The following is a 23,081-nucleotide window of genomic DNA, read 5'->3' as shown; positions in this document are numbered from 1 at the left end:
GCTTCTCCCTCCCGTGGCTCCGTTCAGTACGACTTGGGCAGGCCCAGCGTCTGATGCGAGACGAAGTTGAGGATCATCTCGCGGCTGACCGGTGCGATCCGGGCCACCCGCGCGGCCGTGATCAGCGACGCCAGACCGTATTCGGCGGTCAGGCCGTTGCCGCCCAGGGTGTGCACCGCCTGGTCCACGGCCTTCACCGCCGCCTCCCCGGCCGCGTACTTCGCCATGTTGGCCGCCTCGCCCGCGCCCGCGTCGTCGCCCGCGTCGTGGAGGTACGCCGCCTTCGCCATCATCAGCCGGGCCAGCTCCACCTCGATATGGGCCTGGGCGAGCGGGTGGGCGATCGCCTGGTGGGCGCCGATCGGCTCCTTCCACACCTGGCGGGTACGGGCGTAGTCCACCGCCTTCGCGAGAGCGTAGCGGCCCATCCCCAGCGCGAACGCCGCCGTCATGATCCGCTCCGGATTGAGCCCCGCGAACAGCTGGAGCAGCCCCGCGTCCTCGTCGCCGACGAGCGCGTCGGCGGACAGCCGCACGTCGTCGAGGACGACCTCGAACTGCTTCTCCGCCGCCGCCAGCTCCATGGGGATGTGGCGGTACGAGAAGCCGGGGGATTCCCGGGGGACGATGAACAGGCAGGGCTTCAGCTTCCCCGTGCGCGCGTCCTCGGTGCGGCCGACGATCAGCGTCGCGTCGGCGATGTCCACCCCCGAGATGAACACCTTGCGGCCGGTGAGCACCCAGCCGCCCTCCCCGTCCCGGCGGGCTGTCGTGGTGATCCGGTGCGAGTTGGAGCCGGCGTCGGGCTCGGTGATCCCGAACGCCATGGTCACGCTGCCGTCGGCGAGACCGGGCAGCCAGCGGCTCTTCTGCTCCTCGGTGCCGAAGCGGGCGATGACGGTGCCGCAGATGGCGGGCGAGACCACGAGCATGAGCAGCGGGCAGCCGGCGGCGCCGAGCTCTTCGAGGACGATGGACAGCTCGGCTATGCCGCCGCCTCCGCCGCCGTACTCCTCGGGGAGGTTGATCCCCAGGTAGCCGAGCTTGCCTGCCTCGGCCCAGAGGGTCGGTGTGCCGCCCCGGCCGTGGCCCTTGGCGAGGGACGCCACGGCGGCGCGGAGCGTGGCCCTTTCCGGGGTGTCGGTGGGGGTGTGCGTACGGGTCATGTGCGGCTCCGTCCGGTGTGTGGTTACGGTGCGCGGTTACGTGCGGGTCTCCTCCGCCGCCACGACGGCGAGCAGGGCCCCGACCTCGACCTGACGGCCGGTGGCCGCATGCAGGGCGGTGAGGACTCCGGCGGCGGGTGCGGTGATGCGGTGCTCCATCTTCATGGCCTCCAGCCAGAGCAGCGGCTGTCCGGCCTCGACCCGGTCCCCGACGGCCACCTCGGCGACCCGGACCACCGTGCCCGGCATCGGCGCCAGCAGCGAGCCGGGCTCGGTGCGGGCCGTGGGGTCCGGAAAGCGGGGCAGGACCGTGAAGGTGTGCGATCCCACCGGTGAGTCGACGTAGGTCCGGTCTCCGTAGGTCGAGACCGCGAACTTCCGCCTTATGCCGTCCACTTCCAGGACGACATGGTGGGGATCGGCCCGCAGCAGGCGTGTGTTCGGGAAGTCCTCCGCGATGAGGCCGTCGCGGGTGAGCCGGTAGCGGACCTCGTGCTCGGTGCCGCCCGGCTCCGCCCGATACGTCTTGAGCTGCGGCTGGGAGGGCACATTGCGCCACCCGCCCAGCCGGCCCGCCACGGTCTCGGGCCGCCGCGCCGCGTCGGCCAGGGCGGCGGCAAGGGCGGCGAGCGGGGCCGCGCCGTCGGCGGGGGCCGTGAGCAGGGGGAGATGGCGTTCCAGGAAGCCGGTGTCCATGCGGCCCGCCTCGAACTCCGAGTGCCGAAGCGCCCGTACGAGCAGCTCCCGGTTGGTCACCGGCCCGTGGATCCGCGCCCGCTCCAGACCGTGGGCCAGCCGCCGCAGGGCCTCCGCCCGGCTCGGGGCCCAGGCGATGACCTTGGCCAGCATGGGGTCGTAGTGGACGCCGATCTCGTCCCCGTCGACCACCCCGGAGTCGACCCGCAGCCCGGAGGCGTCCAGCCGGTGCATGACCCCCGTCTGCGGCTGCCAGCCGTGCGCCGGGTCCTCCGCGTACAGCCGGGCCTCGACGGCATGGCCGCGCGGCGCAGGCGGGTCGGCGTCCAGGGGGTCGCCCTCGGCGATGCGCAGTTGCAGCGCCACCAGGTCCAGGCCGTAGATCTCCTCCGTCACCGGGTGCTCGACCTGGAGGCGGGTGTTCATCTCCAGGAAGTACGCCCGGTCGCCCGAGACCAGGAACTCCACCGTGCCCGCGCCCGTATAGCCGATCGCACGAGCCGCACTCGCCGCCGACTCGGCCAGGGTGCGCCGCAGTGCGTCGCTCAGCCCCGGGGCCGGGGCCTCCTCGATGACCTTCTGGTGGCGGCGCTGGAGGGAGCAGTCGCGGGTGCCGAGGGTCCAGACGGTGCCGTGGGTGTCGGCGAGCACCTGGACCTCGATATGGCGTGCGCCCTCCATATAGGGCTCGAGAAAGACCTCGCCGTCACCGAAGGCGGATGCCGCCTCCGCGCGGGCGGAGGTGAGTTCGGCGGGGAGCGCGTCGAGGTCACGGACCACGCGCATACCGCGCCCGCCGCCGCCCGCCGCCGCCTTGACGAGGAGGGGGAGATCGTCGGCGGTGGCGTGAGCCGCGTCGACGGGTTCGAGGAGGGGGACGTGCGCGTCGCGCATGAGCTGCTTGGCGCGGGTCTTGGACGCCATGGCCTCCATCGCCTCGGGCGGCGGCCCGACCCAGACCAGCCCGGCGTCCCGCACGGCGCGCGCGAAGCCGGCGTGTTCGGAGAGGAAGCCGTAGCCGGGGTGGACGGCGTCCGCGCCGGCGGCAAGGGCGGCTTTGACGATGAGGTCGCCGCGCAGATACGTCTCGGCGGGGGCGTCCCCCGGCAGCCGTACGGCGGTGTCGGCCTCGTGGACATGGGGTGCGTCGGCGTCCGCGTCGGAGTGGACGGCGACGGTCGCGATGCCGAGCTCACGACAGGTGCGGACGATACGGCGGGCTACTTCGGCGCGGTTGGCGACGAGGAGGGAGCGGATCATGGGTTCCTCACATCCGGAAGACGCCGAAGCCACCGCGCGCGCCCTCGACCGGCGCGGTGTGGAGGGCGGACAGACACAGGCCGAGCACGGTGCGGGTGTCGCGCGGGTCGATGACGCCGTCGTCGTACAGCCGCCCGGAGAGGAACAGCGGCAGCGACTCGGACTCGATCTGCCGCTCGACCATCGCGCGCAGCGCGGCGTCGCCGTCCTCGTCGTACGGCTGTCCCTTGGCGGCGGCCGACTGGCGGGCGACGATCGACAGCACTCCGGCCAGCTGCTGCGGGCCCATCACGGCCGATTTGGCGCTGGGCCAGGCGAAGAGGAAGCGGGGGTCGTACGCGCGGCCGCACATCCCGTAGTGGCCGGCGCCGTAGGAGGCCCCGATGAGGACGGACAGATGCGGGACGCGGGAGTTGGAGACGGCGTTGATCATCATGGCGCCGTGTTTGATGATCCCGCCCTGCTCGTACGCGCGGCCGACCATATAGCCGGTGGTGTTGTGCAGGAACAGGAGCGGGATGTCGCGCTGGTTGGCGAGCTGGATGAACTGCGCGGCCTTCTGCGACTCCGCGCTGAACAGCACCCCTTGGGCGTTGGCGAGGATCCCGACCGGATAGCCGTGCAGGGCGGCCCACCCGGTGGCCAGGCTCGGGCCGTACAGCGGCTTGAACTCGTCGAAGTCGGAGCCGTCCACGACCCGGGCGATGACCTCGCGCGGATCGAAGGGGACTTTGAGGTCTCCGGGGACGATGCCGAGAAGCTCATCGGCGCTGTATTTCGGGGGCTCGGCCGGGCCCGGGTCGGGGTGCGCCTTGCGCCAGTTGAGCCGGGCGACGACGCGGCGGGCCTGGTGCAGGGCGTCGGGCTCATCGGTGGCGAAGTAGTCGGCGAGTCCCGAGGTACGGGCGTGCATCTCGGCACCGCCGAGGGATTCGTCGTCGCTCTCCTCGCCGGTGGCCATCTTGACCAGCGGCGGACCGCCGAGAAAGACCTTGGAACGCTCCTTGACCATGATCACGTGGTCGGACATCCCCGGGATGTACGCGCCCCCGGCCGTGGAGTTGCCGAACACGACGGCGACCGTGGGGATCCCGGCCGCGGAGAGGCGGGTGAGGTCGCGGAAGAGGGCGCCCCCGGGAATGAAGATCTCCTTCTGGGAGGGAAGATCGGCGCCGCCCGACTCGACGAGGCTGACGACGGGAAGGCGGTTGACATGGGCGATCTCATGGGCCCGCAGCGACTTCCCGAGGGTCCAGGGGTTGCTGGCCCCGCCCCGTACGGTGGGGTCGTTGGCGCTGATCACGCACTCCACACCGGAGATCACGCCGATGCCGGTGACGAGCGAGGCGCCGACCGGGTAGTCGCTGCCCCAGCCGGCGAGCGGGGACAGCTCCAGAAAGGGTGTGTCGGGGTCCAGGAGCAGCTCGATCCGCTCGCGGACAAGGAGCTTGCCGCGTTTGCGGTGGCGCTGAACGTATTTCTCCCCACCCCCGCCGAGCGCCTTGGCGTGCTCGGCCTCCACCTCGGAGAGCTTGGCGAGCATCGCCGCACGACGGGCCGTGTAGTCGGCGCCTGCGGGGTCGAGCGCCGACCCGAGCACGGTCACAGCAGTACCTCCGGTATGTCCAGATGGCGCGAGCGCAGCCATTCGCCGACGGCCTTGGCCTGCGGATCGAAACGGGCCTGTGCGGCGACCCCCTCGCCGAGCAGCCCGTCCACGACGAAGTTCAGGGCGCCCAGATTCGGCAGTAGATGGCGGGTGACGGCGAGCCCGGCCGTCTCCGGCAGCAGTGCGTGCAGCCGGTCGGGGCCGAGGGTGTGGGCCAGCCAGCGCCAGGCGTCGTCGGTGCGGGCCCAGACGCCGATGTTGGCGCTGCCGCCCTTGTCGCCGCTGCGCGCCCCCGCGATCGCGCCGAGCGGCGCGCGGCGGGTCGGCCCCGGCGGAAGCGGTGGCGGCAGCGGCGGTTCGGCCACGGTCGCGAGAGGCTGGGTGTCGGGGGCCGGGGGGATGGCCACCCGCGAGCCGTCCGGCAGTACGGCGGTGTGCGGCACGGCGTCCGCCGGTGTGTCCACCGCCTCGAAGACGCCATACGGCGAGCCCTTCCCGGGCGGGGCCGTCACATGGAAGCCCGGGTAGCTCGCGAGGGCCAGTTCGACCGCCGCGCCGCTGATCGCCCGCCCCACCGTGTCGGGGTCCCGGTCGCGTACGACGAGCCGCAGCAGAGCGCTTGCCTCCTCCTGCGCCGGCGCGTCCCTATGGTCGGTACGGGACAGGGTCCAGCGCACCTCGGCAGGGCGGCGGCGCCCCGCGAACGCCCCCTCCATCTGCTCCCGTACGAGGGCCGCCTTGGCCTCGATGTCGAGCCCCGTGAGCACGAACACGACCTCGTTGCGGTAGCCCCCGAGCCGGGTCAGCCCCGTCTTGAGCGTCGGCGGCGGCGGCTCGCCCCGTACGTCGGTGATCCGCACCCGGTCCCGGCCGTCCGGTGTGAGCCGCGCCGAGTCCAGACGTGCGGTCACATCCGGGCCCGGGTAGCGGGCGCCCGCCGTCTCGTAGAGGAGTTGGGCGGTGACGGTCCCGACCGTCACGGCGCCGCCCGTGTGGGGGTGCTTGGTGATCACGCACGAGCCGTCGGCCTCGATCTCGGCCAGCGGGAAGCCGGGGCGGCGGATGTCGTGCTCCGTGAAGAACGCGTAGTTGCCGCCCGTCGCCTGGCTGCCGCACTCCAGGATGTGCCCGGCGACGACGGCTCCCGCGAGCGCGTCCCAGTCGTCGGCGGCCCATCCGAAGTGCGCGGCGGCGGGGCCGGTCACGAGTGCGGCGTCCGTCACCCGGCCCGTCACCACCACGTCCGCGCCGGCGCGCAGGCACTGCGCGATGCCGGCGCCGCCGAGGTAGGCGTTGGCGGTGACTATGTCCGGTCCCCAGTCGCGCGTCGTGTCGCGCGTCGTGAGGAGGTCGTCGCCCTCGACGTGCGCGACGCGGACGTCGATACCCAGCTTGTCCGCCAACGCGCGGATCCCGTCCGCCAGTCCGGCCGGGTTGAGCCCGCCCGCGTTGGTCACCAGCCGTACGCCACGCTCGACGGCCAGCCCCAGGGTGTTCTCCAGCTGCCGCAGAAAGGTGGTCGCGTAGCCACGGGTGGGGTCCTTGGCGCGATCCCGGCCGAGGATGAGCATGGTGAGCTCGGCGAGGTAGTCGCCGGTCAGTACGTCCAGGGGGCCGCCGGTGAGCATCTCGTGCGGGGCGTCGAAGCGGTCGCCGTAGAAGCCGGAGGCGTTGCCGATGCGGAGGGGGCGGGGTGCGGTGTGGGGTGACGGCGCGGTGTGGGGTGTGGTGTGGGGTGACGGCGCGGTGTGCGGTGACGGCGCGGTGTGCGGTGTCGTGGCGGTGTGGGGCGGGGTGGTGTGGGGCGGGGTGGTGTTCGCCGGCGTCGGGTGAGGTCGCTGCATGGTCATGCGGCACCCCCGGCGGGCGGGCGGCCCTTGCCGGGCGGACCCGCGAAGGCCTGCGCGATGTCCAGCCAGCGGTCCGCCTCCGGGCCTTCGGCCCGTACAGCCAGGTCGTCGCGGTGCGCCCGCTGCGTCACCAGCAGACAGAAGTCGAGCGCGGGCCCGGTCACGCGCTGGGCCGCGCCCTCGGGGCCGTACGTCCAGATGTCGCCGTCCGGCGCCGTGAGTTCGACCCGGAACTCCTCGGTCGGCGGCTCCAGCCCGCGCACCGCGTACGCGTAGCCGCGTGCCCGTACGCCGATCCGGGCCACGTGCCGGAGCCGGGCGGTCGGGGTGCGGCGTACGCCCAGCGCGTCGGCCACGTCCTGGCCGTGCGCCCACGTCTCCATCAGCCGCCCCGTCGCCATCGACATCACGCTCATCGGCGGCCCGTACCAGAGCAGTCGGGCGCCGGGCGGCTGCACGGCGAGTGTGCGCCGGAGCCGCTCCCGGCCCGCGCGCCAGCGGCCCAACAGCACGTCGGGCGGGTCGGCAGCCCCGTGTTCGGCCCCCTCGTCCACGAACGCCTCAGGCGCGGCCCGCGCCTTGCGCACCTCCGCGGCGAACCCCTCGGGGTCTTCGGCCGCCTGCGCGGCCCGTGCGTCCGTCCAGGCCAGATGGGCGATCTGATGCGCGATGGTCCACCCGGGCGCGGGCGTCGCGATGCCCCACTCCCCCGTCGTGAGCCCGGCCACCAGGCCGTCCAACTCGTCGCCCTCCGCGCGCAGATCGTCGAGCAGGGCTTCCGTATCGGACACGCGTCGCTCCCGTCGTCGGGTCTGTGGTGCGAGCGTGGCAGCGCGGCGAGAAACAATCAAGCGTGCTTGCATGATTCAGCCGCCTCGGGGGCGGGGCACGCCGGGGGCCGTGCGGGGTTGCTTGGCTTGGCTGGGTGCGGGGTCGTCTCGCGTGAGGTGCTTGGAGCAGCGGGCGGGGCGGGAGCCGGGCCCGCGCCATCCCCGGGCGCCGGGCCCGGCGGGCTCCCGTGGGGGTCTGCGGGGGTACTCGGGTCGGCTGGGTGCGGGGTCGTCTCGCGTGAGGTGCTTGGAGCAGCGGGCGGGGCGGGAGCCGGGCCCGCGCCGTCCCCGGGCGCCGGGCCCGTGGGGCTCGCCGCCGCCGGGCCGGGTACCCCCCTTAAAAACGCTTGATGTAGCGCAAGCATCTCGTCAAGCGTCTTCGCAGGGGTACTCCACCGGCCCGGCGCCCGGCAACCCGGGGTCCCTCACCGCGCCGCAGGCGAGACGGCAGCGCACGCCCAACACCCCAGCACCGCCCGCCACCAGCACACCCGGCCGACGGCGGCGCGCCCCGGGCCCGCACCCCCCGACCCATGCTCCAAAGCACCTCAGGCGAGACGAAAGCCGCACCCGACGGACGGAGCCGAGCCACCCCCGCGTCCCCACCGGGCACCCCCTACGGCAGGTGGTCCGCCAGGGTCTCGGCCAGGTGGCGGGCCGGGCGGCCCGCCAGTTGGTCCAGTTGTGTGCGGCAGGAGAAGCCGTCCGCGATGATCTCGGCCGTGTCATCCGCCACCCGGACGGACGGCAGGAGTTGTTCCTCCGCGCAGGCCACCGAGACGTCGTAGTGGCCGGCTTCGAAGCCGAAGTTGCCCGCGAGGCCGCAGCAGCCGCCGCTCAGTTCGCCGGTGAGGCCCGTGCGTTCGCGTAGGCGGCGCTCGGCGGCGTCGCCGAGGACGGCGTGCTGGTGGCAGTGGGTCTGGCCGACGACCGGGCGGTCGATCCTGGGGGGTTGCCAGTCGGGGGCGTGGTCCTCGAGGGCCTGGGCGAAGGTGGTGACGGAGTCGGCGAGGCGCGCGGCGCGTGGGTCGGGGCCGAGGAGTTCGGGGAGGTCCGTGCGGAGGGCGGCGGTGCAGCTGGGTTCGAGGCCGACCACGGGGAGGCCGGCGTCCAGGGCGGGGGCCATGACGTCCAGCGTGCGCCGCATGACCGCGCGGGCGCGGTCGAGCTGTCCGGTGGAGACCCAGGTCAGCCCACAGCACACGGGCTTGGGCGGGACGACGACGCGCAGCCCGGCGGCCTCCAGCACCGCGACGGCCGACCGGCCGACCGAGGGGGAGAGGTGGTTGGTGAAGGTGTCGGGCCAGAGGACCACCGTGCGGGCGGTGTTCGGCCCGCGGGCCGCAGAGCGCGCGTGCCCCCGCCACCAGCGGGTGAACGGCTCGCGGGCCAGCTCGGGGATGTCGCGTTCGGGAGCGATACCACCCGCCCGCTTGGCGAGGGCGGCCAAGGGCCGTACGGCAGTGGCGGCGTTGGCGGGGCGAGCCATCCGCAGCGCGGAGACCGCGCGCAGCCACACCGGCAGCCAGCCCATGGAGTAGTGGGCGGCGGGCCGTACCCGCCCCTCGTAGTGGTGGTGGAGGAACTCCGCCTTGTACGTGGCCATGTCGACCCCGACCGGGCAGTCGCTGCGGCAGCCCTTGCAGGACAGGCAGAGGTCGAGTGCGTCGTGGACCTCGGGGGAGCGCCAGCCGTCGCGGACGACCTCGCCCGCGAGCATCTCGTGCAGCAGCCGGGCGCGGCCGCGGGTGGAGTGCCGCTCCTCCCCCGTCACGCGGTAGGAGGGGCACATCACGCTCGCGCCGGAGACCGACTCGTTTCGGCACTTGGCGACGCCGACGCAGCGCCGCACGGCGGCCGAGAAGTCCCCGTTGTCGTGCGGATAGCCGAACTCGACGTCGACCGGCCGCCGGGGCAGTACGTCGAAGCGCAGGTCCTGGTCGAGCCGGCGGGGGCGGGCGAGGACGCCGGGGTTGAGGCCGCCCGCCGGGTCCCAGAGGTCCTTGAAGCGGGAGAAGAGGCCGACCATCGCGTCCCCGTACATGCGCGGCAGCAGCTCGGCGCGGGCCAGCCCGTCGCCGTGCTCGCCGGAGAGCGAACCGCCATGGGTGACGACGAGGTCGGCGAGGTCGGTGGAGAAGTCGCGGAAGACGCGCACGCCGGGCTCGGTCATCAGATCGAAGTCGATACGGACGTGGATGCAGCCGTCGCCGAAGTGCCCGTAGGGCGTGCCGCGCAGCCCGTGCCGGCCCATCAGGGCGCGGAAGTCACGCAGATAGGCGCCGAGCCGAGGGGGCGGCACCGCGCAGTCCTCCCAGCCGGGCCATGCCTCGCTGCCGTCGCGCATGCGGGTGGCGGTGCCGGAGGCGTCCTCGCGGACCCGCCACAGGGCGCGCTGCCCGGCCGGGTCGGCGACCACGGTGTGGTCGGTGGTGGCCTCGGCGGCGGCGCGGGCGATCTCCTCGGCGCGGGCGTACGCCTCCTCGCGGGTGGCGCCGCCCACCTCGACGAACAGCCAGGCCCCGCCCTTGGGCAGTCCGGACGCGCCGGCGACCAGATCGGCGGCCATGCCCTCGACGGTCAGCGGACCGTAGGGCAGCAGAGTGTGGGCGGCCTCGGCCGCCGCGCTCTCGTCGGGGTAGCCGAGGACGGCGAGGGCGCGGGCGCGGGGTGCCTCCACGAGCCGTACGGTCGCCTCGGTCAGCACGCCGAGGGTGCCCTCGCTGCCGGTGAGGGCGCGGGCGATGTCGGCGTTCTTCTCGGGCAGCAGCTCGTCGAGGGCGTAGCCGGAGATCCGGCGGGGCAGTTCGGGGAAGCCGGTGCGCAGCAGCGCCAGATGGTCGCCCGCCAGGGACCGTATGCCGTCGCGCAGCCGGGCGGGGAGGCCGTCGAGCCCCTGGGCCGCGCGGATCCGCTCGCCGCCGTAGGTGAGGACGTCCAGCTCATGGATGTTGTCGGCGGTGGTCCCCCAGGCCACGGAGTGGGAGCCGCAGGAGTTGTTGCCGATCATGCCGCCGAGGGTGCAGCGGCTGTGGGTGGAGGGGTCGGGGCCGAAGGTCAGCCCATGGGCGCCCGCCGCCGTACGGAGGTCGTCGAGGATCACACCGGGCTGGACGACGGCGGTCCGGCGCTCCGGGTCCAGCGAGAGGATGCGCCGCATATGGCGGGTGAAGTCGAGGACGACCCCGAGCCCGGTCGCCTGTCCGGCGATCGAGGTGCCGGCGCCGCGCGCCACCACCGGCACCCCGCGCTCCCGGCAGACGGCGAGCGCCGCCGCCACATCGTCCGTGTCGTGGGGGGCGACGACTCCGGCGGGGACCCGCCGGTAGTTCGACGCGTCCATGGTCATCAGTCCCCGGCTCGTCGTATCGAAGGAGACGTCCCCGCGGACGGCTCGCCGCAGCGCCTGTTCCAGTTCGCCTGCCTCATGATCAGCCATGCCCTCCATGGTCCATGGCGAGGGCGCCGATGAGAATGTCCAATTCCGTTTCAAGGACCTGATCGTGGGTGACGGGGCGCAGTCGGGGGGTCAGCGCGGCGAGCCGCGGCGTGTCGTCCGCCCGCCGCCCGCTCACCAGACCGGTGTGGCGACCGGCGTCAACCAGACCGGTGTGGCGACCGGCGTCAACACGATCGCGCGCACCGTCGGGGGTGCGGTGGGCGCCCAGATCGCCGTCGCCCTCCTCGACGCGGCCGGCCCCGCCGGCCCCGGGCAGCTCGCCGGATTCCCCGCCCAATCCGGCTACACCAGCGCCTTCATCGCCTTCGCGGTCGTCGCGGCCGGTGCGGCGGCCGCCGTCGCGACCATCCCTGTGCGCGGACGGACCGTCTCAGCGGCTGGACGCCCGACCAGGCCGCGGGTGCCGACGGATTAGGCTTCGGTTCGTGGCTGAGATCCGGATTCCCGATGACATCAAGCCCGCCGACGGTCGCTTCGGCTCGGGCCCCTCCAAGGTGCGCACCGAGGCGCTCAGTGCCCTGGCCGCCACCGGAAGCTCCCTGCTGGGCACGTCCCACCGCCAGGCCCCGGTGAAGAACCTGGTCGGCAAGGTCCGCGACGGCGTGCGCGAGCTCTTCCAGCTCCCCGAGGGCTACGAGGTCATCCTCGGCAACGGCGGCTCCACCGCCTTCTGGGACGTGGCGACGCACGGCCTGATCGACTCCAAGTCGCAGCATCTGTCCTTCGGCGAGTTCTCGTCGAAGTTCGCGAAGGCGGCGAAGCTCGCGCCGTGGCTGGAGGAGCCCACCGTGATCTCCTCCGACCCCGGTACGCATCCGGAGCCGGCGGCCGAGAGCGGCGTGGACGTCTACGCCTTCACGCACAACGAGACCTCGACCGGTGTCGCCATGCCGATCCAGCGGGTGGCCGGCGCCGACGAGGGGTCGCTGGTGCTCGTCGACGCGACCTCCGGCGCGGGCGGTCTGCCCGTCGACATCGCCGAGACGGACGTCTACTACTTCGCGCCGCAGAAGTCCTTCGCGGCGGACGGCGGTCTGTGGATCGGTGTCTTCTCGCCCGCCGCGCTGGAGCGCGCCGCCCGGATCCACGCGTCCGGCCGCCATGTGCCGGAGTTCTTCTCGCTGCCGACCGCGATCGACAACTCGCTGAAGAACCAGACGTACAACACCCCGGCGCTCGCGACGCTGTTCCTGCTGAACGACCAGCTGGAGTGGATCAACGGCCAGGGCGGTCTGGACTGGGCCGTGCGGCGCACCGCGGAATCCTCGCGCACGCTGTACGGCTGGGCCGAGGAATCCAAGTTCGCCACCCCGTTCGTGACCGACCCGGCCAAGCGGTCGCAGGTCGTCGGCACGATCGACTTCAACGAGGAGATCGACGCCGCCGCCGTCGCCAAGGCGCTGCGCGCCAACGGCATCGTGGACACCGAGCCGTACCGCAAGCTGGGCCGCAACCAGCTGCGCGTGGCGATGTTCCCGGCCGTCGACCCGGCCGACGTCCAGGCGCTGACCGCCTGCGTGGACTACGTCATCGAGCAGCTCTGACGGCTCCCGCCCGTAACGACGCGAGGGGCCCGCGGCCGATCGGCCGCGGGCCCCACGCGTGTGTCAGCGGCTCATGTGTCAGCGGCGGCGGAAGAGCCTGCGCAGGCCGAGGAAGAGGGCGGTCGCGGCGGCGAAGGTCAGGGCGGCCTTGAGCAGATTGCCGTTCTGCCCGTGCTCGGAGCGCTTGTCGTCGCGGGCCGCCGGGCCCCCGCCGTGCTTCGCCTGCTCCTTCGCGGTCGCGTCCGGCAGCAGCTCCCCGCCGAGATCGACCGCGGTCACCTTCGAGCGCGCGCCCTCCGTGCCGTACATGAGGGTGCCGCCATCGGGGGTGAAGGTGACCGACTCGCCCTGACGCTGGATCGGCAGCCCCGGCTCCTCCCCCAGCCGCTGCGGCTTTCCGCCCCGCCAGCGGTATTCCGCGGCCGCGAAATAGCCGCGGAGCACCAGTCTGCTGCCGTCCGGGGAGAACGCCCCGTCTGTGACCTCCATGTCGATGTCGGAGACCCGCCGGAAGACGTTCACCCCGGTGGGGGACAGCGTGGCCGGTCCGGCGTACAGCCCGCCGTTCTCGTCGCTCTTGCTGGCGATATAGACGCGGCCGGTCTTCGGGTGGACCATCAGCGCCTCGGCGTTGCGCGGCCCGCCCTGGTACTGGACGGTGAACTGGGTCGCGGTGACCGTGGTGTCCTGCAGCCGCTTCGGCTCGGGAAAGCGGTAGATCCACACATGGGGCCACTGGCCGCCCAGGTTGTCGCCGATGTCTCCGACGTAGACATTGCCGTCCGGCCCTACCGAGATCGCCTCGACATCGCGCGGGCTGCCTATGCCGCGCAGGGTGACCCGCGCGACCGTCTTCCCGGTCCGGCCGTCGACGGCGTAGACATACGGACCGTCCGAGCTGTCGTTGTGCGTCCAGTAGACGCCGGGGTGGGCGCGGCTCGCGGCGAGACCGCTGGACTCGGTGATCCGGGAGTCCTCGAACGTGAAGGAGGACGGCGACGAGTCGTCGGCGGCGGCGGGAGCCGCTGCGGGCAGGGCCAGCAGCGCGGCGGCACCGAGGACGAACGGAAGCGGACGCATGGCCCAAGCCTGCCATCCCGCCGAAGCCCCGAGGCACCGCAGCCACGCCGACGCAGGGCCCAAGCCTGCCATCCCCCCGGGACCCCGAGGCACCGCAGCCACGCCGACGCAGGGGCCCAAGCCTGCCACCCCGCCGACGCCCCGAGGTACCGCAGCCACGCCGACGCAGCCCAAGCCTGCCATCCCCCGGGACCCCGGGGCACCGCAGCCAACCGACGCAGGGGCCCAAGCCTGCCACCCCGCCGCCATCCCGGCCGCATAACATCATCGAATTACGGGCAGATAACGTCTGTCAATTATTCGTGAGGGCCGGACCACCCAAATAACCCGCAGATTATTTGAGCTCATCCGGGGATTATTTCGGGCAGAAATTTATCGGGCATTGACGGCATAGCGGGCGGCGGCATTGCTTTCAAGAATGACCCCGCTTACGGTCTCTTCCCATGAGCGAATTCAGTCAACCCTCTTATGCGCAAACGGCACCGCCGGCGCATTCCGTTGGCGCACCACAGGGCGGTGCGGCGCCGGCAGCGCCTTCCAAGAAGCCCGCGATCCTCGGGGTGGTCGGGGCCCTGGTGGCCCTCGTCGGCTCGGTCACCATCTGGACGGTCGTGGATGCCGGCGCCATGGGCGAGGACCGCTACCCGGGCCGGGACGGGGACGGCGTCATCGCGCTGATCACCGCCCTGGTCGCGGCGGGCCTCTACGTGGGCGCGATGGTGACCAGGAAGGCCGTGCTCCATGCGGTCGGCGGGGTCTTCTCGCTGATCACTCTGGTGGTCGCGGTGCTGAACCTGGCCGACCCCGAGCGGCTGGCCAAGCAGGTCGCGAAGGACGAGAGCGGCGCCTCGGACAAGATGATCGAACAGGCCCTCAAGACGGTCGACGTCTCCTCGGGTCCCGGTATCTACATCACCCTGGCCGGCGCCCTGATGGCCCTGGTCTTCGGCGTCATCGGCTTTATGAAGGCGCGCGCCGCCCGGTAATTCCGCGGTCGCACCCTATTCGGGGGTATTCACCGGCCCGCATTTTGACCGCACGGGGGGTCAAAACGCGGGCCTGTGGGTTTTCGCAGTGCATTCCGGCTCCGGGGCGCCCGCGGCCGACGCCGGCCGGCGCGCGTGCCTCTTGATTAGAGCGCACTCCAAGGGCTTGGCTGATCCCATGAAGTACACGCAGCTCGGACGCACGGGTCTCAAGGTCAGCCGACTGGTCCTCGGCACCATGAACTTCGGCCCGCAGACCGATGAGGCCGACAGCCACTCGATCATGGACGCCGCGCTCGACGCGGGCATCAACTTCTTCGACACCGCCAATGTGTACGGCTGGGGCGAGAACAAGGGCCGTACCGAGGAGATCATCGGAACCTGGTTCGCACAGGGCGGCGGGCGGCGCGAGAAGACCGTCCTGGCGACCAAGATGTACGGGAACATGGGCACCGACGGCGAGCCCTGGCCCAACGCCGACAAGCTCTCGGCCCTCAACATCCGCCGGGCCGTGGACGCCAGCCTCAAGCGGCTCGGCACCGACTACATCGACCTGTACCAGTTCCACCACGTGGACCGCTCGACCCCATGGGACGAGATCTGGCAGGCCATGGACGTCCTCGTCCAGCAGGGCAAGATCGTCTACGTCGGCTCCTCCAACCACGCGGGCTGGCATATCGCCAAGGCCAATGAGACGGCCCACCGCCGTGGCTCCTACGGGCTGGTCAGCGAGCAGTGTCTGTACAACCTGGCCGAGCGCCGCGCCGAGATGGAGGTCATCCCGGCGGCCCAGGACTACGGCCTCGGCGTCATCCCCTGGTCGCCGCTGCACGGCGGGCTTCTCGGCGGCGCGATCCGCAAGGAGGGCGAGGGCGGCGGAGCCCGTAGCGCGTCCGGGCGTAGCGCCGACGCGCTGAAGAACACCGCCGTGCGCGAGCGGATCCAGGCCTATGAGGATCTGCTGGACAAGCACGGCCTGGAGCCCGGCGAGGTGGCCCTGGCGTGGCTGCTCACCCGGCCCGGGGTGACCGGCCCGATCGTCGGCCCGCGCACGGCCGAGCAGCTGGCGTCGGCGGTACGCGCGTCCGAGCTCACGCTGAGCGAGGAGCTGCTGACCTCGCTGGACGAGATCTTCCCGGGCCCGGGCCCGTCCCCCGAGGCGTTCGCCTGGTAGACGCTGCCCGGCCGCGCTCGGCGGGGCTCACCCGCCGAGCGCGGCCGCCACGGCGACGACGACGAGGATCAGCACCAGCGCGCCGCTCATGATCATGTTTCTGGTCTTCGGGTCCACACCCCGAGATTAGCCGGGCGGCTCAGCGGCCCAGCGGCCAGGCCGCCACCACCTCGTACCGCGGCTGCCGCCCGGCGACGCCCGGCGCCGGCGGATGGCTGCGGACCAGGCTGAGCTCGCGCACCGTCCACGTCCGCCCCTGGAAGTCGGTGAGCCCCTCTACGTACGGCGCCAGGCTGGTGGTGGACCGGTTGCGCGCGATGGTCAGATGCGGGTGGTACGGGCGGTGCTGGTCCATCGGGACCCCGGCCCGGCGGGCCCCGGCCGCGGCGGAGTCGGCCAGCCCGCGCAGGGTCGCGCTGTCACCGTCCACCCCGACCCACACCACCCGGTCGGAGAACCGGCCGCCGCCCGCGAACCGCAGCTCATGGGGGTCATGCCGATGGGCCGCGCGGGCCAGCCGGGTGTGCAGCCCGGGCAGCAGCTCCTCGGCCACCTCGCCGTAGAAGGCGAGGGTGAAGTGCCAGCCCGCGCGCTCGGTCCAGCGCAGCGCGTTCGCGCCCGGCAGCGCGCGCAGCGCCTCGACCCGGGCGGCGAGCTCGGCGATGGCCGCGTCGGGGGGCAGCACAGCGGCAAAGAGTCTCATCGGGAGAGTCTTACCCCGTCAGCGCGCACTGCCCCGTCACGCCGCCGCGGCCACGGTCACGCCGCCGCGGCCAGCTGCTCCTCCCGCACCCGCGGGACGAAGACCACGTGGGGGCGTCCGGGCCGCAGATCCAGCTTCAGCCGCAGCCCGCCGACCCGGACCAGGACCAGACCGACCGCGACCGCGGCGGCGGCCGAGACCAGACCGCCCGCGGCGAAGCCGAGCCGCGCCCCGTAGGTGTCGGTCAGCCAGCCCACCAGCGGACCGCCGATCGGCGTACCGCCGACGAAGACCATCATGAACAGGCTCATCACCCGGCCGCGCATCGCGGGATCGGTCGCGAGCTGCACGCTGGAGTTCGCGGTCACGTTGAAGGTCAGGCTGAAGATGCCGATCGGCACCATGAGCGCCGCGAAGAGCCAGAAGAACGGGGTCACCGCCGCGGCCATCTCCAGCAGGCCGAACATCAGCGCCGCCACGACCAGCAGCCGCCGCCGCGCGACCACCCGCCGGGCGGCGAGCAGGGCACCGGTCACCGAGCCGATCGCGATCAGGGTGTTGAGCAGGCCGTAGGTGCCCGGGCCGGAGTGGAAGACATCGTTCGCGAAGGCGCTCAGCCAGATCGGGAAGTTGAAGCCGAAGGTGCCGATGAAGCCGACGAGCACGATCGGCCAGACCAGATCGGGGTTCCCGGCGACATAGCGCAGCCCCTCCCGCAGCTGTCCCTTGCCGCGCGGCGCGCGCTCGACCTTGTGCAGCTCGCTGGTGCGCATCATCAGCAGGCCGATGAGCGGGGCGCCGAACGAGAGGCCGTTGATGAGGAAGGCCCATCCGCTGCCGACGGCGGTGATCAGCACACCGGCGACCGCCGGGCCGACCAGCCGGGCGGACTGGAAGTTCGCGGAGTTGAGGCTGACTGCGTTCCGCAGGTCCTTCGGGCCGACCATCTCGTTGACGAAGACCTGGCGGGTCGGATTGTCGACGACGGTGACCATGCCGAGCAGGAAGGCGATCAGATAGACATGCCAGACCTGGACATGTCCGCTGAGGGTGAGGGCGGCGAGGGCGAGCCCGCACAGCCCGAGCGCGGCCTGGGTGATCAGCAGCAGCCGGCGCCGGGGACACCGGTCGGCGATGACGCCGCCGTACAGACCGAAGAGCAGCATGGGGAGGAACTGCAGCGCGGTGGTGATGCCGACCGCGGTAGAGGAGCCGGTGAGGCTGAGGACCAGCCAGTCCTGGGCGATCCGCGACATCCAGGTGCCGGTGTTGGAGATCATGGCACCGGTCGCGAAGAGCCGGTAGTTGCGGATCTTCAGGGAACGGAAGGTCCCGCCCTTGGTACGCGCCGTGGGGGCGCCGCCGACGGGGGCACCACCGGTGGGGATGCCGCCAGTGGGGATGCCGCCAGTGGGGACCGCATCGCGATGGGCGCTCGGTGCGGGTGCGGAGTCTAGGTGGGTGTTCGGTGCGGGCGCGGAGTCCAGGCGGGCGCTCGGTGCGGGTGCGGAGTCTAGGTGGATGTTCGGTGCGGGTGCGGAGTCTGCTCCGGGTCCCGTACTCAAGTGCGTTCGCCTCCTGGCTGCTCGGTGTTGCTACAAATGCGCGAGCTTCTCCAGCACGGGCGCGGCGGCGCGCAGCGCGTCCCGCTCGTCCTCGGTCAGCTCCCCGACCAGCTCCGCCAGCCAGGCATTGCGCTTACGTCGGCTCTCTTCGAGCATGGCTTCTGCCCGCTCGGTCTGCGAGACGACCTTCTGCCGCCGGTCCTCCTGATGCGGCTCCAGCTTGACCAGTCCCTTGGCCTCCAGCAGGGCCACGATGCGGGTCATCGACGGCGGCTGCACATGCTCCTTACGGGCCAGCTCACCGGGGGTCGCCGAGCCGCACTGGGCCAGCGTGCCCAGCACCGACATCTCGGTCGGGCTGAGCGACTCGTCGACCCGCTGGTGCTTGAGCCTCCGCGACAGGCGCATCACGGCGCCCCGCAGAGCGTTCACGACGTCCGCGTCGTCGCGGGGTGCCTCCGCCGATGGCTGGGGGCGGGACAGATCCGGCATATCTTTAGGATAACTCATTACCTCGCCTAATGAAACCCTGGTTGCGCCCATATTTCTATGTCACCCGATCGGGTGAGTCGACTCCGGAAAGTGACGCGCGACGGCACACCGGACGGCGACGCTGACCATATGGGATCAAAGGTGCTCAGCCTGCGGATGGACGGGGAGCTGCTGGACCGGATCCGGCAGCACGCCGCGAAACGCGGAATGAGCGTCCAGGACTATGTCATCCGGACGCTCATTCGCGAGGACTTCGACGAGCGCTTCAAGACGTCCGTCGATGAGACGGAGCGCTTCTACGGCCAGGTCGGGATGGCCGGCCGGGAGGCCACCGGCCAGGAGGCCGGATGGGAGACCGAGTCACTGCCTGGCGCGGCGCCCCGCCGGGAGCCTGAGGGTCAGCCGACTCCGAGCGCCTGCTCGATCGGGTTGAGCAGGAAGTAGACCAGGAAGCACAGCCCGACGACGCCCAGCAGCCACGGGATCTCCCGGGTCCGCCGAGTGGCGACCCGCAGCAGCAGGAACGACAGCACGCCGAGCCCGATCCCATTGGTGATGCTGTAGGTGAACGGCATCGAGATCATGGTCAGGAAGGCCGGGATCGCGATCGTGAAGTCGCTCCAGTCGATCTCCTTGACGTTCGCCGCCATGATCAGGAAGCCGACGACGACCAGCGCGGGGGTCGCGGCCTGCGACGGGACCACCTTGGCCAGCGGGGTGAAGACCAGCGCGAGCAGGAAGAGACCGCCGGTGACGATGTTGGCGAGACCGGTGCGCGCCCCCTCGCCGACGCCCGCCGTGGACTCCACGAAGCAGGTGTTGGCGGAGGCCGAGCCGAAGCCGCCGCCCGCGACCGCGACACCGTCCACCATCAGGATCCGGCCCATACCCGGCAGCTGACCGCGCTCATCGGTCAGCCCGGCCTCCTCGCCGACGCCGATGATGGTGCCCATCGCGTCGAAGAAGCCGGACAGCAGCACGGTGAAGACGAAGAGACAGCCGGTGAGCACGCCGACCTCATGGAAGCCGCCGAAGAGGCTGATCTGGCCGATGAGGCCGAAGTCCGGGGTGTCCACGATCTTGTCCGGCACATTGGGGACGGTCAGGCCCCAGCTGGCGTCCGGGATGTTGCCGATGGCGTTGATCACGATCGCGGCCACGGTCATGGTCACGATGCCGATGAGGATCGCGCCGCGCGTCTTGCGGACGATCAGGATGAAGGTGAGCGCGAGGCCGACCACGAAGACCAGCACCGGCCAGCCCTGGAGCCGTCCGGCGACGCCGAGGCCCAGCGGCACGGTGGTGTGCGCGGCGTCCGGGTTACGGGTGACGAAGCCGGAGTCGACCAGGCCGATCAGGGCGATGAACAGCCCGATGCCGATCGCGATCGCGCGCCGCAGCCCGCCCGGGATCGCGTCCATCACCCGCTGCCGCAGGCCGGAGGCGACCAGGATCATCAGGACCAGACCGGCGAGGGCCACCATGCCCATCGCGTCCGGCCAGCTCATCTTGGGCGCGAGCTGGAGCGAGACGACGGCGTTGATGCCGAGGCCCGCGGCGAGGGCGATGGGGACATTGCCGATGATCCCCATGAGCAGGGTGGTCAGGCCCGCCATCAGTGCGGTCGCGGTGACGAGCTGGCCGTTGTCGAGCTGATGGCCGAACTTGTCCGTACCGGCCCCGAGGATGATCGGGTTCAGCACGACGATGTAGGCCATCGCAAAGAACGTGGCCAGTCCGCCGCGGATCTCCCGGGAGACCGAGGAGCCGCGTTCGCTGATCTTGAAGAACTTGTCGAGGCCGTTCTTGGGCGGCATGGGGGCCTGCTGCTTGGCGTCGACCGGCGCGGTGGCCGAGAGGGGCATGAAGGACCTCAGTGGTGCGTGAGCGGTGACGGGGGGTCCTCTTGGATGTTCGAACAAGATATTCCACTCAGACCCGGACCGTTTCAGTATGAATCTATAAGCGGCAAATCGCCAAACCGGCCTAACCAGCCACCCCCGTAAGCTGTGCCCATGACGAAGTGGACCCCCAGACATGAGGCGCCGCCGCCCTTGGAGGGCAATGTCGTGGCCACGATCACCGGCGGCACGATCGTGTGGTTCGTCCTCTTCCTCGTCCAGCTCCCCTTCTACGGCTGGTTCCGGGACCACGGGCATCTGTGGTGGCTGGGAACCTGCCTGGCCGGCGCCGGACTCGGGCTGATCGGCATCTGGTACGTACAGGCCCGGGAGGCGGCGATCCGCCGCACGGGAAGCAGCTGACGCACGCACCGTCGAAGGCATGCCGGACCGGCGCCGTCGCGGACAAGCCGGGGCTGCCGGGCGCCGGGCATCGGGCGTCGGGCACCGGCGGGCGCCTCGTGGACAGCGGTCGGGAACGCCGCCGTGGCGGGGGTGGTGCTTGGGGTGGTGCCGGGGGTGGTGCCGGGGTGGTGCCGGGGGTGGTCCCGGGAGGTGGTGCTGCGGGTGGTGCCGGGAGTGGTCCGGCGCCGGATCGCCACGGACGGCGACGATCCGGCGGCCTGACCGCCCGGGTGGCGGGTGCGTTCCCCTCCTCGCAACGCACCCGCTCACCTGCCTATGGCCGCCGGCCGCTAGCGCACGTCCACGTAGTCGCCGGGCGCCTTGACCGGCGGGGTGGTGCTCGTGCCCGCGAAGTTCCAGCGGAAGTAGCCGTCCTGGGTGGCGGTGACGGTCGTCTTGAGCGCGCCGCCGCTGCCGGACGTCACCGTCTTGACGGTGGTGTAGGTGTCGCTGCCCTTCTTGCGGAACTCCAGCTTCACGGGCTGGACGGTGTACCCCGCGTAGCGGCCGGTCTCCCAGTTGGCGCGGGTCAGGGCGCCCGTGACCGTGATGGTCCTGCCCTTCGCGACCGGCTCGGGCGAGGCGTTGACGGTCAGCCGGGAATACCGCTGCATCGCGAAGGACCCGGCCTTGTCGGCGCTGACGTAGTCGTCGTCGTTGGCGTCGATCCACGCGTTGACGTACCACGCGCCCGCGGGGCTGTTGTCGATGAAGTCGACCCGCGGATCCACGGTGAAGGTGCCCGTGCAGGTGGAGGTGGTGGCGTCGGCACCCGACGCGACGCACTTCACCGCGCCGGTCGGCTGCAGATAGCCGTACGACGGACCGTCGAGGTACATCTCGGCGTTCTTGATGCCGGAGTCGTCCGACGCGGTGACCGAGACCTGGAAGGTCTTGGCCTGCGTGGTGCCGACCGCGACGTTCCCCCCGCTCACGGCCACCTTGGTGATCACCGTGTCGCCCCAGCCGTCCGCCTGTGCCGCGGGCGCGGCGAGACCGCCGAGGGCGGCGGTGGCGACGGCGAGCACGGCGTAGCTCATGCGCTTGCGCATGTGTCCCCCACAACATGATGAGGGCTCCGCCGCAGGGACGCGGACGGAGCCGGATCTGGAACAACTGTACGATCTTCACGAGCCGTTCACAATGTTGCGGACGCCTCACAGTGCGACGCGTATTGGGAAACTGACGGCTAATGACCGCCAACTCACCAGTAATGTGGGGGATATGACCGGTCCCCGCTTTCGCGCCGACGAGATCGACACCAGCAGGCCGCACTCGGCCCGTATGTACGACTACTTCCTGGGCGGGAAGACGCACTACGCGGTCGACACCCAGGCCGCCGAGCAGGTCGAGGCAGTCTGGCCCGACGTCAAACCGTGGACCCGGGCCAACCGGTCATTCATGCACCGGGCCACCCGCTGGCTCGCGACCGAGGCGGGCATCCGGCAGTTCCTGGACGTCGGCACCGGCATCCCGACCGAGCCCAATCTGCACCAGGTCGCCCAGGAGGCCGCCCCGGACGCCCGGGTCGTCTACGCCGACAACGACCCCATAGTGCTGGCCTACGCCCAGGCCCTGCTGCTCTCCACCCCCGAGGGCCGCACCGCCTATATCCACGTCGACATCACCGAGCCCGAGGCGATCATGGCCTCCGAGGAGCTCCACGAGACCCTCGACATGTCCCAGCCGATCGCGCTGTCGCTCAATGCGGTCATGCACTTCATCGCCAATGAGCAGAAGCCGCATGACATCGTCCGGCGGCTGGTCGAACCCCTCGCACCGGGCAGCTATCTCGTGCTCTCGCACGGCGGCATCGACGCCCGCCCCGGAGTCTCGGACGCGGTCACCAACCTCTACCGCAGCAGCGGCATCCATGTGCAGGGACGCACCCGCGAGGAGATCCTTCCGTTCTTCGACGGGCTGGAGTTGGTCGAACCGGGCGTGGTGATGCCGCACCGCTGGAAGCCGGAGAGCGAGCAGGCCAGGGCCGAGGCGGAGGCGCTGGACCTGTGGATCTTCGCGGGTGTGGCCCGCAAGCCGTAACCGTCCCGGGGGCCCGCCGCACCGCCCGAGGCGCGCACCGCCCGCACCGCCCGGGGCGGCCGGGGCGGCAAGGGCGCCCGCACCGCCCGCACCGCCCGGGGCGGCCAGGCCGGCCAGGGCGGCCAGGGCGGCCAGGGCGGCCAGGGCGGCCAGGGCGGACAACAGGGCTGATGCCGGACGGTCAGTGGCGCTGAACCTGTGGATCTTCGCGGGCGTAGCCCGCAAGCCGTAACCGTCCCGGGGCCCCGCCGCACCGCCGCACCGCCCGGGCCGACCAGGGCGGCCAGGCTGGCCAGGGCGGACAGGGCGGACAGGCC

19 protein-coding genes and 1 pseudogene are annotated in these 23,081 nt (G+C 71.9%); 8 read left to right on the top strand and 12 right to left on the bottom strand.

The annotated features are described in order from the left end of the window. Window positions 1-23 precede the first annotated feature (23 nt). The 6 genes from ABZS71_RS21385 to ABZS71_RS21360 form a co-directional block, all read right to left on the bottom strand. Window positions 24-1,166, bottom strand: a complete 1,143-nt coding sequence (locus tag ABZS71_RS21385; RefSeq protein ID WP_356212330.1) for an acyl-CoA dehydrogenase family protein — start codon at window positions 1,164-1,166, stop codon at window positions 24-26. 36 nt (window positions 1,167-1,202) lie between these two features. Next, window positions 1,203-3,122 (bottom strand): biotin carboxylase N-terminal domain-containing protein, encoded by a 1,920-nt coding sequence (locus tag ABZS71_RS21380; protein WP_356212327.1) that lies wholly within the window; start codon window positions 3,120-3,122, stop codon window positions 1,203-1,205. A 7-nt stretch (window positions 3,123-3,129) separates the two neighbouring features. After that, entirely contained in the window at window positions 3,130-4,728 is a 1,599-nt protein-coding gene (locus ABZS71_RS21375; protein WP_356212324.1) for a carboxyl transferase domain-containing protein, read from the bottom strand. After that, window positions 4,725-6,575: an acyclic terpene utilization AtuA family protein gene (locus ABZS71_RS21370; protein WP_356212322.1), complete on the bottom strand. Its 1,851-nt coding sequence runs from the start codon at window positions 6,573-6,575 to the stop codon at window positions 4,725-4,727. The genes ABZS71_RS21375 and ABZS71_RS21370 overlap by 4 nt, the downstream gene beginning before the upstream one ends. A 2-nt stretch (window positions 6,576-6,577) precedes the next feature. Then, the gene (locus tag ABZS71_RS21365; RefSeq protein WP_356212321.1) at window positions 6,578-7,372 is read right to left on the bottom strand and encodes a TIGR03084 family metal-binding protein; all 795 of its coding nucleotides are present in this window, start codon (window positions 7,370-7,372) and stop codon (window positions 6,578-6,580) included. Between the two features lie 655 nt (window positions 7,373-8,027). Beyond that, entirely contained in the window at window positions 8,028-10,850 is a 2,823-nt protein-coding gene (locus tag ABZS71_RS21360) for an FAD-binding and (Fe-S)-binding domain-containing protein (protein ID WP_356212319.1), read from the bottom strand. On the opposite strand from ABZS71_RS21360, the gene ABZS71_RS21355 reads away from it, so the two are divergent. Beyond that, the gene (locus ABZS71_RS21355) at window positions 10,849-11,286 is read left to right on the top strand and encodes a hypothetical protein (RefSeq protein WP_356212317.1); all 438 of its coding nucleotides are present in this window, start codon (window positions 10,849-10,851) and stop codon (window positions 11,284-11,286) included. The two genes, ABZS71_RS21360 and ABZS71_RS21355, sit on opposite strands and share 2 nt — an antisense overlap. 10 nt (window positions 11,287-11,296) lie before the next feature. After that, entirely contained in the window at window positions 11,297-12,415 is a 1,119-nt protein-coding gene (gene serC, locus ABZS71_RS21350) for a phosphoserine transaminase (RefSeq protein ID WP_356212315.1), read from the top strand. 78 nt (window positions 12,416-12,493) lie between these two features. Here serC and ABZS71_RS21345 read toward each other — a convergent pair whose 3' ends face one another. Then, the gene (locus ABZS71_RS21345) at window positions 12,494-13,495 is read right to left on the bottom strand and encodes a hypothetical protein (protein WP_356212313.1); all 1,002 of its coding nucleotides are present in this window, start codon (window positions 13,493-13,495) and stop codon (window positions 12,494-12,496) included. Between the two features lie 560 nt (window positions 13,496-14,055). Here ABZS71_RS21345 and ABZS71_RS21340 point away from each other — a divergent pair. Both ABZS71_RS21340 and ABZS71_RS21335 read left to right on the top strand, forming a co-directional pair. Continuing rightward, window positions 14,056-14,481, top strand: coding sequence for a hypothetical protein (locus tag ABZS71_RS21340; protein WP_355857267.1), 426 nt, complete (start codon window positions 14,056-14,058; stop codon window positions 14,479-14,481). 178 nt (window positions 14,482-14,659) lie between these two features. After that, window positions 14,660-15,655 (top strand): aldo/keto reductase, encoded by a 996-nt coding sequence (locus ABZS71_RS21335; RefSeq protein ID WP_356212311.1) that lies wholly within the window; start codon window positions 14,660-14,662, stop codon window positions 15,653-15,655. Window positions 15,656-15,794: 139 nt separating this feature from the next. Here ABZS71_RS21335 and thpR read toward each other — a convergent pair whose 3' ends face one another. From thpR to ABZS71_RS21320, 3 genes are all read right to left on the bottom strand, one after another. Then, window positions 15,795-16,358: an RNA 2',3'-cyclic phosphodiesterase gene (gene thpR, locus ABZS71_RS21330; RefSeq protein ID WP_356212308.1), complete on the bottom strand. Its 564-nt coding sequence runs from the start codon at window positions 16,356-16,358 to the stop codon at window positions 15,795-15,797. 56 nt (window positions 16,359-16,414) lie between these two features. Further along, on the bottom strand, window positions 16,415-17,746 hold the full coding sequence (locus tag ABZS71_RS21325; protein WP_356212383.1) for an MFS transporter: 1,332 nt from the start codon (window positions 17,744-17,746) through the stop codon (window positions 16,415-16,417). Between the two features lie 207 nt (window positions 17,747-17,953). Beyond that, on the bottom strand, window positions 17,954-18,415 hold the full coding sequence (locus ABZS71_RS21320; protein WP_355858129.1) for a MarR family transcriptional regulator: 462 nt from the start codon (window positions 18,413-18,415) through the stop codon (window positions 17,954-17,956). A gap of 129 nt (window positions 18,416-18,544) precedes the next feature. On the opposite strand from ABZS71_RS21320, the pseudogene ABZS71_RS21315 reads away from it, so the two are divergent. Then, window positions 18,545-18,718: pseudogene (locus ABZS71_RS21315) on the top strand (ribbon-helix-helix protein, CopG family); the annotation flags it as partial. A gap of 95 nt (window positions 18,719-18,813) precedes the next feature. Here the strand turns inward: ABZS71_RS21315 and ABZS71_RS21310 are convergent. Beyond that, complete coding sequence (locus ABZS71_RS21310) at window positions 18,814-20,280, bottom strand: NCS2 family permease (protein WP_355858126.1); 1,467 nt, start codon at window positions 20,278-20,280, stop codon at window positions 18,814-18,816. A 150-nt stretch (window positions 20,281-20,430) separates the two neighbouring features. Here ABZS71_RS21310 and ABZS71_RS21305 point away from each other — a divergent pair, with 150 nt between their 5' ends. Then, a complete protein-coding gene (locus ABZS71_RS21305; protein ID WP_355858123.1) occupies window positions 20,431-20,679 on the top strand; it encodes a DUF2530 domain-containing protein in 249 nt (82 codons plus the stop codon). Window positions 20,680-20,802: 123 nt separating this feature from the next. Then, the gene (locus ABZS71_RS21300) at window positions 20,803-20,943 is read left to right on the top strand and encodes a hypothetical protein (RefSeq protein WP_356212305.1); all 141 of its coding nucleotides are present in this window, start codon (window positions 20,803-20,805) and stop codon (window positions 20,941-20,943) included. A 68-nt stretch (window positions 20,944-21,011) separates the two neighbouring features. On the opposite strand, the gene ABZS71_RS21295 is transcribed toward ABZS71_RS21300, so the two are convergent. Beyond that, window positions 21,012-21,773 (bottom strand): calcium-binding protein, encoded by a 762-nt coding sequence (locus tag ABZS71_RS21295; protein WP_356212303.1) that lies wholly within the window; start codon window positions 21,771-21,773, stop codon window positions 21,012-21,014. A 172-nt stretch (window positions 21,774-21,945) separates the two neighbouring features. Between ABZS71_RS21295 and ABZS71_RS21290 the strand changes: the two genes are divergently transcribed. Then, window positions 21,946-22,764 (top strand): SAM-dependent methyltransferase, encoded by an 819-nt coding sequence (locus ABZS71_RS21290; RefSeq protein WP_355858117.1) that lies wholly within the window; start codon window positions 21,946-21,948, stop codon window positions 22,762-22,764. Window positions 22,765-23,081: the final 317 nt, after the last annotated feature.

The organism is Streptomyces sp. NPDC005393 (assembly GCF_040606675.1).
Taxonomy (GTDB): Bacteria; Actinomycetota; Actinomycetes; order Streptomycetales; family Streptomycetaceae; genus Streptomyces.
Note: the sequence above shows the minus strand (reverse complement) of the source record. Positions and strands in the feature narration are given on the sequence as shown.